This window comes from Ideonella sp. WA131b, from assembly GCA_023657425.1.
Taxonomy (GTDB): Bacteria; Pseudomonadota; Gammaproteobacteria; order Burkholderiales; family Burkholderiaceae_C; genus Rubrivivax.
On record JAGTJW010000002.1, the window covers coordinates 765,973 to 779,415 of the forward strand.

Annotated in this window: 15 protein-coding genes; 12 read left to right on the top strand and 3 right to left on the bottom strand. The window is 69.0% G+C overall.

Annotation, left to right across the window (positions count from 1 at the left end; all coding sequences use genetic code 11):
- Nucleotides 1-121 precede the first annotated feature (121 nt).
- Nucleotides 122-1,243, top strand: coding sequence for a hypothetical protein (locus tag KA711_13540; GenBank protein MCM0609992.1), 1,122 nt, complete (start codon nucleotides 122-124; stop codon nucleotides 1,241-1,243).
- Nucleotides 1,244-1,303: 60 nt separating this feature from the next.
- Here KA711_13540 and KA711_13545 read toward each other — a convergent pair whose 3' ends face one another.
- Nucleotides 1,304-1,798 carry a GNAT family N-acetyltransferase gene (locus KA711_13545; protein MCM0609993.1) on the bottom strand — a complete coding sequence of 165 codons (495 nt, stop codon included), beginning with the start codon at nucleotides 1,796-1,798 and terminating at the stop codon, nucleotides 1,304-1,306.
- An 86-nt stretch (nucleotides 1,799-1,884) separates the two neighbouring features.
- Here KA711_13545 and KA711_13550 point away from each other — a divergent pair, with 86 nt between their 5' ends.
- From KA711_13550 to KA711_13600, 11 genes are all read left to right on the top strand, one after another.
- Entirely contained in the window at nucleotides 1,885-2,142 is a 258-nt protein-coding gene (locus KA711_13550) for a DUF433 domain-containing protein (protein ID MCM0609994.1), read from the top strand.
- A 19-nt stretch (nucleotides 2,143-2,161) separates the two neighbouring features.
- A complete protein-coding gene (locus KA711_13555) occupies nucleotides 2,162-2,521 on the top strand; it encodes a DUF5615 family PIN-like protein (GenBank protein ID MCM0609995.1) in 360 nt (119 codons plus the stop codon).
- Between the two features lie 376 nt (nucleotides 2,522-2,897).
- Nucleotides 2,898-3,665, top strand: a complete 768-nt coding sequence (locus KA711_13560; protein MCM0609996.1) for a carbon-nitrogen hydrolase family protein — start codon at nucleotides 2,898-2,900, stop codon at nucleotides 3,663-3,665.
- Between the two features lie 153 nt (nucleotides 3,666-3,818).
- The gene (locus KA711_13565; GenBank protein ID MCM0609997.1) at nucleotides 3,819-4,043 is read left to right on the top strand and encodes an addiction module protein; all 225 of its coding nucleotides are present in this window, start codon (nucleotides 3,819-3,821) and stop codon (nucleotides 4,041-4,043) included.
- Entirely contained in the window at nucleotides 4,040-4,342 is a 303-nt protein-coding gene (locus KA711_13570; protein ID MCM0609998.1) for a type II toxin-antitoxin system RelE/ParE family toxin, read from the top strand. Before KA711_13565 ends, KA711_13570 begins: the two co-directional genes overlap by 4 nt.
- Nucleotides 4,343-4,766: 424 nt before the next feature.
- Nucleotides 4,767-5,099: a helix-turn-helix transcriptional regulator gene (locus KA711_13575; GenBank protein MCM0609999.1), complete on the top strand. Its 333-nt coding sequence runs from the start codon at nucleotides 4,767-4,769 to the stop codon at nucleotides 5,097-5,099.
- Nucleotides 5,100-5,622: 523 nt separating this feature from the next.
- A complete protein-coding gene (locus tag KA711_13580) occupies nucleotides 5,623-6,558 on the top strand; it encodes an alpha/beta hydrolase (GenBank protein MCM0610000.1) in 936 nt (311 codons plus the stop codon).
- 46 nt (nucleotides 6,559-6,604) lie between these two features.
- Nucleotides 6,605-7,709 (top strand): peptide chain release factor 2 gene (prfB, locus tag KA711_13585; protein MCM0610001.1). Its coding sequence is split into 2 segments (ribosomal slippage): nucleotides 6,605-6,685 and nucleotides 6,687-7,709, totalling 1,104 coding nucleotides; the frame shifts between segments, so codons are not numbered across the junction.
- Nucleotides 7,710-7,755: 46 nt separating this feature from the next.
- Nucleotides 7,756-10,458, top strand: coding sequence for an aminopeptidase N (gene pepN / locus KA711_13590; GenBank protein MCM0610002.1), 2,703 nt, complete (start codon nucleotides 7,756-7,758; stop codon nucleotides 10,456-10,458).
- On the top strand, nucleotides 10,455-11,468 hold the full coding sequence (locus KA711_13595; GenBank protein ID MCM0610003.1) for a class 1 fructose-bisphosphatase: 1,014 nt from the start codon (nucleotides 10,455-10,457) through the stop codon (nucleotides 11,466-11,468). Before pepN ends, KA711_13595 begins: the two co-directional genes overlap by 4 nt.
- A 31-nt stretch (nucleotides 11,469-11,499) precedes the next feature.
- Nucleotides 11,500-11,862, top strand: a complete 363-nt coding sequence (locus tag KA711_13600) for a Spx/MgsR family RNA polymerase-binding regulatory protein (protein MCM0610004.1) — start codon at nucleotides 11,500-11,502, stop codon at nucleotides 11,860-11,862.
- A gap of 22 nt (nucleotides 11,863-11,884) precedes the next feature.
- Here KA711_13600 and KA711_13605 read toward each other — a convergent pair whose 3' ends face one another.
- Complete coding sequence (locus KA711_13605) at nucleotides 11,885-12,214, bottom strand: helix-turn-helix transcriptional regulator (protein ID MCM0610005.1); 330 nt, start codon at nucleotides 12,212-12,214, stop codon at nucleotides 11,885-11,887.
- Nucleotides 12,207-13,439 (bottom strand): organoarsenical effux MFS transporter ArsJ, encoded by a 1,233-nt coding sequence (gene arsJ, locus KA711_13610; protein ID MCM0610006.1) that lies wholly within the window; start codon nucleotides 13,437-13,439, stop codon nucleotides 12,207-12,209. Before arsJ ends, KA711_13605 begins: the two co-directional genes overlap by 8 nt.
- Between the last annotated feature and the right edge of the window lie 4 nt (nucleotides 13,440-13,443).

Genomic DNA, 13,443 nt, shown 5'->3' on the forward strand with positions numbered 1-13,443 from the left:
AGGGCCAGCGTCACGGGCGGACCTGGGGCAACACCCTGTCACGATGCACCGTCAAGTTCCCTGCGCCCCAGGCCGATGACGCCAACATGCCCCCTGCCGGGGGGCGCATCCTCCGCACACCATGCCACTCGCACCCCTTGCCGCCGTCAAGCACCGCGTCCAGCTTGGTCAACCGCTGCCCTTCGGCGTGCGCGACGCCGACGGCACGCTGCTGCTGGCGCGCGGCCACCTCATCGAAGGCGCGCCGCAGCTCGACGCGCTGCTGGCACGCGGCGCCCTCGTCGAGCTGGGGGAACTCGCCGATGCCCTCAGCCTGGCCCGCCTCGCGCCGCGCGACCAGTTGCCCCGGCTGTGGGCCGAGGCCATCCGGCGGCTCGACCAGACCCTGACGGACCATGCCGCCGCGGGCTTTGTCGCCGCGCTCGACGAGGCCAGCGCCCCGCTGTCGGCGCTGGTGGCGCGCGACCCCGACCTGGCCATCTTCCACGTGCTGCACCAAGGCGCGGGCGAAGACTTGACCTGCGGCATGCGCCGCTCGCTGCAGACCGCCATCACCGCGACGCTCGTGGCCCGCCGCCTGGGCTGGGAGGACGACGAGGCCACGCGCAGCTTCAAGGTGGCGCTGACCATGAACCTCAGCATGCTGGAATTGCAGGGCCAGCTGGCCAGCCAGCACACGCCCCCCACGCCGGCCCAGCGCGAGCAGCTGCAGACACATCCCATGCGCAGCCTGCGGCTGCTGGAGCAGGCCGGCGTAGACGACGCGCTGTGGCTCGAAGCCGTGCTGCAGCATCACGAGGTGGAAGACGGCAGCGGCTATCCCGCCGGCCGCAGCGACGTCTGCGACCTCGCCTCACTGGTGCGGCGGGCCGACGTCTACACGAGCAAGCTGTCCGCGCGCTCCACGCGCGATGCGCTGGCGGCCGACGTGGCCGGGCGCCAGATGTTCATGCAGGATCCCGGGCACCCGATGACGGCGGCGCTGGTCAAGGAGTTCGGGATCTACCCGCCCGGCTGCCACGTGCGGCTGCACTCGGGCGAGCTGGCGGTGGTGGTGGCGCGCGGCAGCAGCATCACGACGCCGGTGGTGGCCTGCCTCGCCGACGCCACCGGACGGCCCCTGCCCCGGCCCGAGCGCGTGGACACCGCCGCCCGAGGGTGCGGCGTGGCCTCGGTAGTGGGCGAGAAGAGCCTGACGCGACCGCTGCCCTTCGAGCGGCTGATGGCCGCGCTGGTGGCCTGATCGGCGGGCGGCGTCCGGCCGCCGTCAGGGCCGCCGTCAGGGTCGCCGTCAGGGTCGCCGTCAGGGCCGCCCGAAGGCCGCCAGCGCCGGCCCCGTGACGCGGCAAATGCGCCAGTCGGGCATCACCGTGGCGCCCATGGCCTCGTAGAAGCGGACGGCGCGCTCGTTCCAGTCGAGCACGCTCCACTCGAAGCGCCCGCAGCCGCGCGCCACGGCCAGCGCACCCAGGTGCTGCAGCAGCGCCCTGCCCAGGCCCGTGCCGCGGTGCGCAGGCTGCACGTACAGGTCTTCCAGGTACAGCCCGGGCTTGCCGAGGAAGGTGCTGAAGTTGGTGAAGAAGAGCGCGAAGGCGACGACGCGCCCGTCCGCCTCGGCCACCACGCACTCGGCCACCGGCCGCTCGCCGAAGAGGTGCGGGTGCAGCGACTCGGGCGTGACCACGACCAGATGCTCGAGCTTCTCGAACACCGCGAGCTCGGTGATGAGGCCAACGACCGCCGGCAGATCGGCGGGGGTGGCGGGGCGGAGGGTGGGCGGGGCAGCGGCGGGGTGCATGGACGGATTGTCTGCGGGAAAGCGATAGGCTGGGTGTTTGCACAGTGGCGCAGCAACTGAGCGGGTCTGACGGGCAAACTGCGCGCATGAACGTGGACTGGCAAGACCGCATCGTGACCTCTCCTGACACCTTGTTCGGGCGGCCGCGCATCGCTGGCTCGCGCATCGGTGTCGACTTCATCCTGGACCTGATGGCCTCGGGCTGGAGCAGCCAGCGGATCCTCGACGAGTACCCACACGTCAAGCCCGATGACCTGCAAGCGGTCTTTGCCTTCGTCCGGGACTGCCTGAAGGAAGAAGACTTCGTGCTGAAGGCCAAGGCGGCCGAAGGCATGGCGGGCTGAATCCGCGCCGGGCACGGCGATGGCTGCCCTGCTGCTGGACAAAAACCTGCCGCGGTCGGCGGTCGACGCCTTGGTCCGAGCAGGCCATGACGTGCTGCACATGGCCCAGGCCGAACCGTCGGCGGATGACCGGCGCGTTCTGGCCATGGCCCGATCGATGGCACGCGTGCTCGTCACCTTTGACTCCGACTTCGGCGACCCGGTCTACCGGCATGGAGAACCCGGCCCGCCGGCCATCCCTTACCTGCGTCTGCACCCCATCGTCGGGGCCGCCGCCGCAACGCCGGTGATTCAAGCGCTGGCAGACAACGTGCAGCGACAGTTCGTGGTGTGCACACCCGATGGCCTGCGGCGCCGCCCGTTGCCGACGCCTTCATGAGAACACCGTCTTGGACGATGTGGACCCCCCGGCCGCTGTCGGCCCTGCAGCACTGGGCCTACTGCCCGCGCCAGTGCGGCCTGATCCACCTCGAACAGGCCTTCGACGACAACCTGCACACGCTGCGCGGCAACGCGGTGCATGCCCAGGTCGACCGCCCCGGCTTCGAGCTGCGCCGCGGGCTGCGTGTGGAGCGCGCCCTGCCCCTGTTCAGCGACCGGCCGGGCCTGGTGGGCAAGGCCGACACGGTGGAGTTCGAGGCCGACGGCACGCCCTACCCGCTGGCGCGGCGTCGCGCGCCCTCTACGGGGCGCGCGTGGGTTGAAACAAAGTCTCCAGGTGTTATCGACAACACGTTGGGCTTCACAATTGCACCATGCAATCTCGAATCGCCGTCGCGCAGATCACCATGCACTGGACAACGCGCGAAAACGTCGACACGATGCTTGAGGCGCTATCCATCGCAAGGCACCACGGAGCCGAAATCTGTGCGTTCTCCGAGTTGGCCGTTACGGGCTTCCATCGCGAAATTGCCAGAGAAGCGCTGCCCGAAGTAGTCGGCCCAGCCGTGAGCGAACTCCAGGCGAGGTGCGCCGAGCTGAAGATCGCAGCCTCGATCGGCGCACCAACCTTTTCAGAAGGCGGCAGAAGGCTCATCTCTCAACTTCTCGTCGACGAGCACGGACACTTGTCCGCCACCGTTTCAAAGCAAGGTCTCACTGGGCCTGAGGCGACCTTCTTCGAGCGCGGAACCACCCGACCCGTCGCCAAGATGCAAGGTCTGCGTTGCTCCGCGGTCATCTGTCGTGAAGTCGAAGACCACGAGCAAGTTTTCGCAGAGCTGCCGCCCGGAGCCGTAGACCTCGTCTTTGTTCCCGGCGCACTCAGACAGGACCCTGAGAAGCCCAGAAGTGATCCGCCTGAATATGTTCGGAACATCCAGCGCCTCGCGAAGGGTACCGGCGCGTTTGTGGTTCAAACGAACTGGCCGAACGCGCTCAATCGTCCTGAGGAGAGCGTCGACGGTGGCGAAAGCACGGTCGCAAGCCCGGACGGCGAGGTTCTCTTGCGCCTCCCCAAGCAGTCCTCCGGCTTGGGCATCTTCTGTCTTGGAGAAAGAACCTTCGCCTGGCTTGCGCGGTGAAGCCTAACCCCTCGCCCAAGCTGACCCGCTTCGGCAGGCGCTGCAATCCTCCGCGGGCAGCGTAGCTCGAACGATAGGCGTCGAAGACAAGCGCCGCGGAGCGCGTCGTGCCTCTGGTGTGGCATGCTTGCGGCTCGTACAGGAGCTCCAGCCGTGTCCACGCCAGTTGAAGATCTCGCCGCCCAGGCACTTGGCCTGCCTCCAGAGGACCGCGCAAAGCTTGTCGAGCGCCTGCTAGAGAGCTTTGAACCAAGGTCACCAGCCCAAGCCGCATGGCTTCAGCTTGCCCGATCTAGGCGAGAGGAAGTTCGCGCTGGCACGGTTGCCATGGTGCCTGGCAGCGAAGCCTTGGCACGGGTAAGAGCACGCATCTCGTGAGCTACTGGCTTCATCCCGAAGCCGAGGTCGAGCTTGGTGACGCTGCCGTCTACTACGCAAAGCACGCCAGCCGAAACGTCGCAGAAGCATTCCTTACTGAGTTCGAGCGAGTCCGAGATCTACTCATCGAGAACCAGTACCGCGGCCCACTCGGTGACTTCGGTCTGCGCGTCTACCATTTCGATCGCTTCCCCTACACGCTGGTGTATGGGCCGAACGATGAGCTCGGACCGCAGTTCTTTGCCGTTGCGCATCAACACAGAGAACCAGGCTACTGGTCGTCGCGCGTCGACGCTTAACCCCTCGCTCAAGCTGACCCGCTACGGCAGGCACTGTAAGCCCGGCCTGAGCCACTCGTACGATCGTCTCAGTCCGGGCTTACAGTACCTGCCTACGCGGGCGGTTTAGCTCGTTAGGCGGCACAGGACACACCGCGGCACGCCGCCGGTTGACAATACGTATTCATCGCTTATCATTGGCCGCTGAACACGATCAACTGGCAGCCCAAGGCACTTCGCCAACTGCGCAAGATCGATGCTCACGCGGGGAAGCAGATCCGCACTGCGGTCAGCTCTGAACTTGTGGACCTCGCCTCAGCGAGGAACGTCAAAGCGCTTACGAACCACGAGTACGGATACAGGCTGCGCGTAGGCAACTAGCGGGTCTTCCTTGAGTTCGATGGTGCAGTCCGCATCGTGAGCATTGAAGAGGTCAGGAAGCGCGATGAACGCACGTACTGAGTTTCAGGTCATCGTAGGCCAGGACGGGAAGCCCGCCTTCGTAGTTGTTCCCTACGAGCAGTTCCGCCGCATGAAGGGCGGCTTCACGCATGGGACCGTGCCCAACGAGGTCGTGAACCTCTCGTTTGAGCGTGGCGTCTCCCCCATGGCAGCATGGCGCGAGCACTTTGGACTCACCCAGGCCGAAGTTGCAGGCCGAATCGGCATCACGCAAGCCGCGTACGCACAGATGGAGCGAGTGAAGCAACCGCGCAAGGCAACCTTGGAGAAGGTTGCAACCGCTCTCGGACTCGAGGTCGAGCAACTCCGCTGGTGAGCGGTGCTGCCTAACCCCTCCATGGCGTTGCGCGCCCTCTACGGGGCGCGCGTGGCTTGAAACATCGCCTGATAGCCAGCGCCGCGCTAAGCTGAGGCGGTCGCTGCACCGCTGGCGTGGAGCCCGCCCTGCAAACCCTCACCACCGAAGACCTCGCCGGCCAGCCCGGCCGGCTGGTTGATGACGCGCGCAAAGGCCAGGCCAACATGGTGTTGTCCGGGGGGCTGCCACTGATGTTGACGGTGCCCCTGGGCAGCGAAGCCGGCTCGCCCAGGGCCCTGCTGGAGCTGGCCGTGGCGCTGTACGAGGCTGACTGCATCAGCCTGGGCCGTGCGGCAGAGGCGGCCGGCCTGCCCTACGCACGCATGGTTGACGAGCTCGGGCAGCGCGGGATCGCCACCGTGCGCTACACGGCCCAAGAGCCCTCCAACCCAGGGCTGACCGGGCTTCAGGCCGCGTTTGCCCGCTCACGTTTCAGGTCGGCACCCGATGCGGCCGATCGCCCCTGCCCTACAGTGCCCCCATGCCCAAGCCCTACCGCCCCCACCGCCTCGCCACATCCACCACCCTGCCGCTGCGCGGCTTGCAGCAGCACGTGCTGCAGTGGGGCAGCCCCGATCGGGCCCTGCCCGAGCGCCCGCCGCTGGTGCTGGTGCACGGCTGGATGGACGTGGCCGCGTCGTACCAGTTCGTCGTCGATGCGCTGGCGGCGGCCGAGGGTTTCGAGCGCTGGGTGATCGCGCCCGATTGGCGCGGCTTCGGCCGCAGCACGCCGCCACCGGGCACCGACAGCTACTGGTTCCCCGATTACCTGGCCGACCTGGATGCGCTGCTCGACGCGCTGGTGCCGGCCGGGCGCTACGGCCCAGTCGACCTCGCCGGCCACAGCATGGGCGGCAACGTGGTGATGGCCTATGCGGGGGTGCGCCCCGCACGGGTGCGCCGGCTGGTCAACCTCGAGGGCTTTGGCCTGCCGGCGACGAAGCCGCAGCAGGCGCCGAAGCGCCTGCTGCAGTGGCTTGACGAGCTCAAGGCGCCGCAGGCCCTGCGCAGCTACACCAGCGTGGCCGAGGTGGCCGAGCGGCTGATGAAGAACAACCCGCTGCTCAGCCCCGACAAGGCCGCATGGCTGGCGCCGCACTGGAGCGAGCAGCGCGAAGACGGCCGCTGGCACATCCTGGGCGACCCCGCGCACAAGCGCGTGAACCCGGTGCTGTACCGCGTCGACGAGGTGCTCGAGACCTGGAAGTGCATCACCGCCCCGCTGCTGTGGGTGGAGGGCGACCGCACCGACGTGGCCAAGTGGTGGGGCCACCGCTACCCGAAGAGCGAGTTCGACACGCGCCTGGCGGTGGTGCCCACGCCGGTGACCAAGGCCGTGCTCAGCCCCGCCGGCCACATGCTGCACCACGACCAGCCCGAGGCCCTGGCCGCCGAACTCGCGGCGTTCCTGCGCTGACCCTCCCCCCCGGGGCTGCGGCGGGGCCGCGTGCGAAAATTGCAGCATGGACACCGAACAGATCAACGCCGTCGGCTCGCTGCTCGCCGACCTCAGCGCCCGCACCGAGCAGCTCCGGGGGTATCTTTGACTACGACCGCAAAGCCCTGCGGTTGAACGAAGTCAACGCCGCACTGGAGAACCCGGCGGTCTGGAACGAGCCCAAGCGCGCCCAGGAGCTCGGCAAGGAGAAGAAGGCACTGGAGACCGTGGTCGAGACCATCGACCACCTCAAGCGCAGCCTCGCCGACAACTCCGAGCTCTTCGAGATGAGCAAGGAAGAAGGCGACGAGGCCGGCATGCGCGCCATGCTGGCCGAGGCCGAAGCGCTGCGCGAGACGGTGGAGCAGCTCGAGTTCCGCCGCATGTTCAGCAACCCGGCCGACCCCGGCAACTGCTTCGTCGACATCCAGGCCGGCGCCGGCGGCACCGAGGCCATGGACTGGGCGCAGATGCTGCTGCGGCAGTACCTGAAGTACTGCGAGCGCAAGGGCTTCACCGCCACCGTCGAGGACGAGACCCCGGGCGACGTGGCCGGCATCAAGAGCGCCACCATCAAGGTGGAGGGCGACCACGCCTTCGGCCACCTGCGCACCGAGACCGGCGTGCACCGCCTGGTGCGCAAGAGCCCCTTCGACAGCTCGGGCGGCCGCCATACCAGCTTTGCCAGCCTGTTCGTCTACCCGGAGATCGACGACTCCATCGAGATCGAGATCAACCCGGCCGACGTGCGCACCGACACCTTCCGCGCCAGCGGCGCCGGCGGCCAGCACATCAACAAGACCGACTCGGCGGTGCGCCTGACGCACATCCCCACCGGCATCGTCGTGCAGTGCCAGGACGGCCGCAGCCAGCACAGCAACCGCGACGTCGCCTGGAAGCGCCTGCGCAGCCGCCTGTACGACCACGAGATGCGCAAGCGGCTTGAAGAGCAGCAGAAGCTCGAGGACACCAAGACCGACGTCGGCTGGGGCCACCAGATCCGCAGTTACGTGCTCGACCAGAGCCGCATCAAGGATCTGCGCACCAGCGTCGAGATCAGCAATACCCAGAAGGTGCTCGACGGGGATCTCGATCCCTTCATCGTGGCCAGCTTGAAGCAGGGTCTTTGAGCGGCGGCGCCGCCACCCGACAACGAGAACCCCGGAGACCCCGCCCATGCGCGAAGGCACGAAGACCCTGGTGCGGCGCGAGGCCTACACGGCCCCCGCCTATTTCATCAAGACGGTCGAGCTCACGTTCGACCTCGACCCGGCCAAGACCATCGTCTCCAGCCGCCTGCGCATCGAGCGCAACACGGCGATGGAGCGCCAGCCCTTGCGGCTGCACGGCGAGGGCCTGACGCTGCTGCGTGTGCTGGCCGACGGCGCCAGCGTGAGCTTCCGCCATGAGCCCGAGGGTTCGGGTGGCGACCTCGTCATCGACAACCCGCCCGAGTCGGACGCCTTCACGCTGGAGATCCGCAACACCTGCAGCCCCGAGAAGAACTCTGAGCTCTTGGGCCTGTACACCAGCGGCTCGCCCGCGATGTTCTGCACGCAGTGCGAGGCCGAGGGCTTCCGCCGCATCACCTGGTTCCTCGACCGGCCCGACGTGATGGCGGTCTACACCGTCACGCTGCGCGCCGACAAGGCGCGCTTCCCGGTGCTGCTGAGCAACGGCAACCTCGTCGAGCAGGGCGATCTCGACAAGGGCCGCCACTTTGCGAAGTGGCACGACCCCTTCCCCAAGCCCAGCTACCTGTTCGCCCTGGTGGCCGGCCGCCTGGTGGCCCGCGAGCAGCGCGTGCGCACCCGCGCCGGCAAGGACCACCTGCTGCAGGTCTACGTGCGCCCGGGCGACCTCGAGAAGACCGAGCACACCCTGCGCTCGCTGGTGGCCAGCCTGGTGTGGGACGAGGCGCGCTTCGGGCTGCCGCTGGATCTGGAGCGCTACATGATCGTGGCGGTGGAGGACTACAACTCCGGCGCCATGGAGAACAAGGGCCTGAACGTCTTCAACACCAAGTTCGTGCTGGCCAGTGCGGCCACCGCCACCGACGCGGATTACGGCTTCATCGAAAGCATCGTCGCGCACGAGTACTTCCACAACTGGACGGGCAACCGCATCACCTGCCGCGACTGGTTCCAGCTGAGCCTGAAGGAGGGCCTGACGGTCTTCCGCGACCAGGAGTTCAGCATGGACATGGCCGGCAGCGCCAGCGCCCGCGCCGTCAAGCGCATCGACGATGTGGTGCGGCTGCGCGCCAGCCAGTTCCCCGAGGACGCCGGCCCCATGGCGCACCCCGTGCGGCCCGACAGCTACGTCGAGATCAGCAATTTCTACACCCCCACCGTCTACGAGAAGGGCGCCGAGCTCGTGCGCATGATGCAGACGCTGGTGGGCCGCGACGGCTTCCGCCGCGGCATGGACCTGTACTTCCAGCGCCACGACGGCCAGGCCGTCACCTGCGACGACTTTGCACAGGCCATCGCCGACGCCAACCCCGGCAGTGCGCTGGCCACGCGGCTGCAGGCCTTCAAGCGCTGGTACGCGCAGGCCGGCACGCCGAAGCTGGCCGCCCGCGGCGCCTACGACGCCGCCACCCAGCGCTACACCCTCACGCTGCGCCAGAGCGCCGAGCCCTCGCCGGGCCAGGCCAGCAAGCTGCCCTTCGTGATGCCGGTGCAGGTGGCGCTGCTGGGCACCGACGGCCACGAACTCGCGCCCGAGCGGCTGCTGGTGCTGGACGAGGCCGAGCAGGCGTTTGTCTTCGAGGGCGTGGCCTCTGCGCCCGTGCCCAGCCTGCTGCGCGGCTTCTCGGCCCCGGTGCGGCTGGAAGACGGCCTGACGGACGCCGAGCGCCAGGTGCTGCTGGCCCACGACACCGACCCCTTCAACCGCTGGGAAGCGGCGCAGCAGCTCATGGTCGAGCGGCTGCTCGCCGCCGTCACGCACGGCCATGAGCCGGTGCTCGACGACGCCCTGGCCGACGCGCTGGCGGCGGTGCTGTCGCATCCCACGCTCGACCCGGCCTTCAAGACGCTCGTCCTCACGCCGCCCAGCGAGACCTACCTCGCCGAGCAGCTTGCCGCCAACGACCCCCAGCGCATCCACACCGTGCGCGAGCAGTGGCGGCTGCTGTTGGCGACACGTCTGCACGACGCCTGGCAAGCGGCCTGGGCCGGCAACCAGGTGACCGAGGGCTATGCGCCCACGCACCACCAGGCCGGCCGCCGCGCGCTGGCCAACCTGGCGCTGGCCATGCTCACGCTGCATGCCGTGCGCACAGGAGATGCCGTTCAGCAGGGCCGCACCTACCAGCGCTTCAAGGATGCCGCCAACATGACCGATCGCGTCGGCGCGCTGCAGGCCCTGCTGCAATCGCACTCGCTGCTGGCCGACGCCGCGCTGCAGCGCTTCCACGCGCTGGCACATGGCGACGCGCTGGTGCTCGACAAGTGGTTCTCGATGCAGGCCCTGGCGCCCGAGCCGGTGCCGGGCGTGCACGAGTCCGCGCCGGGCGCGGCGGTACCGGGCAGCGTGTTCGCGCGCTTCAAGACCCTGCTGCAGCACCGCGACTTCACGCTCAAGAACCCCAACCGCGCGCGCAGCCTGATGGGCATCTTCGCGGTCAACCCCGCGGCGGTGCACCGGTCTGATGCCGCTGGCGTGGTGCTGTGGGCCGAGAAGATCCTCGAGGTCGACGCGCTCAATCCGCAGCTGGCCGCCCGCATGGCCCGCGCCATGGAGCGCTGGGCGCGCCTGGCCGAGCCCTACCGCAGCGCCGCCCGCGAGGCGATCTCGCGCGTGGCCGTACGGGCCGACCTCAGCGACGACCTGCGCGAGGTCGTCAACCGCGCCCTGGAGCCGGGCGCATGAACGGCCCCCGCCGCATCAGCCTGACGCAGTACCTCGTCGAGCAGCAGCGCGAGCATGGGCGCATCCCGGGCGAGCTGCGCCTGCTCATCGAGGTCGTGGCACGCGCCTGCAAGCGCATCGCCATTGCCGTGAACAAAGGCGCGCTGGGCGACGTGCTCGGCAGCACCGACCAGAGCAACGTGCAGGGCGAGATCGTCAAGAAGCTCGACCTCATCGCCAACGAGGTGCTGATCGAGGCCAACGAGTGGGGCGGCCACCTCGCGGCCATGGCCAGCGAGGAGATGGACTCCATCCACGTTGTGCCCAACCGCTACCCTCAGGGCGAGTACCTGCTGCTGTTCGACCCGCTCGACGGCTCCAGCAACATCGACGTCAACGTCAGCATCGGCACCATCTTCAGCGTGCTGCGCAAGGTGGGCCACACGCGCGGCGTGTCCGAAGAAGACTTCCTGCAGCCGGGCAAGCACCAGGCGGCGGCCGGCTACTGCGTCTACGGCCCGCAGACCACGCTGGTGCTGACGCTGGGCAACGGTGTGGCCATGTTCACGCTCGACCGCGAGACCGGCTCCTGGGTGCTCACCGCCACCGAGGTGCGCATCCCCGAGGAGACGAAGGAGTTCGCGATCAACATGTCGAACCAGCGCCACTGGGCCGAGCCCGTCACGCGCTACATCGGCGAGTGTCTGCAGGGCAAGGACGGCCCGCGCGGCAAGGACTTCAACATGCGCTGGGTGGCCAGCATGGTGGCCGACGTGCACCGCATCCTCACCCGCGGGGGTGTCTTCCTGTACCCCTGGGACCAGCGTGAGCCCGACAAGCCCGGCAAGCTGCGCCTGATGTACGAGGCCAACCCGATGGCCTTCATCGTCGAGCAGGCCGGCGGCCTGGCCACCAACGGCCACGAGCGCATTCTCGACATCGTGCCGGCCAAGCTGCATCAGCGCGTGAGCGTGATGCTGGGCTCGGCGGCCGAGGTGCGGCGCGTCACCGAGTACCACCTCGGCAGCTGATGCCGGGGGGCCAGCCCTTTACGATGCCGCGATGGCAACACCGATCCGGCTCTACGGCATCCCGAACTGCGACACGGTGAAGAAGGCGCGCGCCTGGCTGCAGGCCCGCGGCGAGGCGCACGAGTTCGTCGACTTCAAGAAGGCGCCGCCCGACGCAGCCTTGCTCGCCCTCTGGGCCCGGGCGCTGGGCAGGGAGCGCCTGCTCAACCGCAAGGGCAGCACCTGGCGCGCGCTGGCCACTGCCGCGCAGGCCGCAGCCGCCACCGAGGAGGGCGCCATCGCGCTCATGGCGGCGCAGCCCAGCGTCATCAAGCGCCCGGTGGTGCAGTGGCCGGGCGGCGCGCTGAGCGTGGGTTTTGACGAGGCGGATTGGTCAGCGCGCCTGGGCGGCTGAGGGCGGCTGACGTGACGGCGGCTCAGCAGCGCCCGCGGCCGGCGCTCAGGCCACCCTGCCCGCAGTCAAGCCCCTGGCAGCAGTGGTCGGTGAGGTAGCCCAGCAGCGCGGTCATGCGCGGCATGTCGGGCCGGTAGACGAGGTGGCGGCCGTCACGCTTCAGCGTCAGCAGCCCGGCGCGCGCCAGCTCCTTCAGGTGGAACGAGAGCGTCGAGCCCGGCACGCCCAGCAGGGCCGCCAGCGCGCCCGGTGTCAGCCCCTGCGGCGCGGCGCCCACCAGCGCGCGGAACACGCGCAGACGCTGCGTCTGTGCCAGCGCCGCCAGCGCGACGACCGCGTCGGCTTCATCCATGCTGCGCGCTCCCCTCAAGGGCGCGCTGCCTTGGCAGCGCCAGCGTGGCCCCCCAGCACAACGCCAGCATCACCGCCGAACCCACCAGCGCGCCGACGATGCCGCCCCACTGCACCAGCAGGCCCGACAGCAGCGTGCCGATGAAGCGGCCCAGCGCGTTGGCAGCGTAGTAGAAGCCCACGTCCTCGGCCGCCTTCTCGCTGCCGGCGTAGGCCAGCACGAGGTAGCTGTGCACCGAGGAGTTGATGGCAAAGGCCACGCCGAAGACCGCCAGGCCGCCCACGACGATCCACACCTGCGGCTGCGCCCCTGCCAGCACCAGCCCGGCCAGCGCCGCCGGCACCAGCGCCAGCAGCGCGGACCACAGTCGCGCGGCCGGCACCTCGGACGAGAGGCCGTCGTCGCTGCGCCTCACCAGCGCGGGCGCCGCGGCCTGCACGGCGCCGTAGCCGATGGTCCACAGCGCGAGGAAGCTGCCGATCATCGTGAAGGTCCAGCCCGCGCCATAAAGAAACACCGGCACGCCGACGACGAACCACACGTCGCGCGCGCCAAACAGGAACACCCGCGCCGCGGCCAGCGCGTTGATGCCCGGGTTCTTGGCGAACAGCTCCTTCGCGCTCTTCGAGGCCTTGGCCTTGCCCATGAGCCGCGGCACGAAGGCCAGCACGCCCACGAGCACCAGCGCCAGCGCCGCCGCCATGGCCCACAGCGCGGCCTGGAAGCCCAGCACCTGCATCAGCACGCCGCCCAGGAAGAAGCCCACGCCCTTCATCGCGTTCTTGCTGCCGGTGAAGAAGGCCACCCACTTGAAGAGGCGCCCCGAGGCGTTGCCCGCCGTCAGCTTGATGGCGGATTTGCTGGCGGTCTTGGTGAGGTCCTTCGCGACGCCGCACACGCCCTGCGCCAGCACCACCCAAGCCACACTCGCCGCCGCCGTCCAACCCGGCGACAGCGCCGACAGCAGCAGGAAGCCCGTGATCTGCGAGGCCAGCCCCACCGCCAGCATGCGCGCGATGCCGAAGCGCGTGGCCAGCCAGCCGCCCACGAGGTTGGCCACGATGCCGGCGGCCTCGTACAGCAAGAACAGGAAGGCCAGCGTGAACGGGGAGTAGCCCAGCTGGTGGAAGTGCAGCAGCACCAGCATGCGCAGCGCGCCGTCGCTGAGCGTGAAGCCCCAGTAGGCCGCCGTGACGATGGCGTAGTCGCGCGTGCCGGTGTTCACGGGC

Bases quoted from the DNA above. Each gene is read 5' to 3' on its own strand.
- KA711_13540 (MCM0609992.1), top strand. From the start codon at position 122: ATGCCACTCGCACCCCTTGCCGCCGTCAAGCACCGCGTCCAGCTTGGT.
- KA711_13545 (MCM0609993.1), bottom strand. From the start codon at position 1,798: ATGCACCCCGCCGCTGCCCCGCCCACCCTCCGCCCCGCCACCCCCGCC.
- KA711_13550 (MCM0609994.1), top strand. From the start codon at position 1,885: ATGAACGTGGACTGGCAAGACCGCATCGTGACCTCTCCTGACACCTTG.
- KA711_13555 (MCM0609995.1), top strand. From the start codon at position 2,162: ATGGCTGCCCTGCTGCTGGACAAAAACCTGCCGCGGTCGGCGGTCGAC.
- KA711_13560 (MCM0609996.1), top strand. From the start codon at position 2,898: ATGCAATCTCGAATCGCCGTCGCGCAGATCACCATGCACTGGACAACG.
- KA711_13575 (MCM0609999.1), top strand. From the start codon at position 4,767: ATGAACGCACGTACTGAGTTTCAGGTCATCGTAGGCCAGGACGGGAAG.
- KA711_13580 (MCM0610000.1), top strand. From the start codon at position 5,623: ATGCCCAAGCCCTACCGCCCCCACCGCCTCGCCACATCCACCACCCTG.
- pepN (MCM0610002.1), top strand. From the start codon at position 7,756: ATGCGCGAAGGCACGAAGACCCTGGTGCGGCGCGAGGCCTACACGGCC.
- KA711_13595 (MCM0610003.1), top strand. From the start codon at position 10,455: ATGAACGGCCCCCGCCGCATCAGCCTGACGCAGTACCTCGTCGAGCAG.
- KA711_13600 (MCM0610004.1), top strand. From the start codon at position 11,500: ATGGCAACACCGATCCGGCTCTACGGCATCCCGAACTGCGACACGGTG.
- KA711_13605 (MCM0610005.1), bottom strand. From the start codon at position 12,214: ATGGATGAAGCCGACGCGGTCGTCGCGCTGGCGGCGCTGGCACAGACG.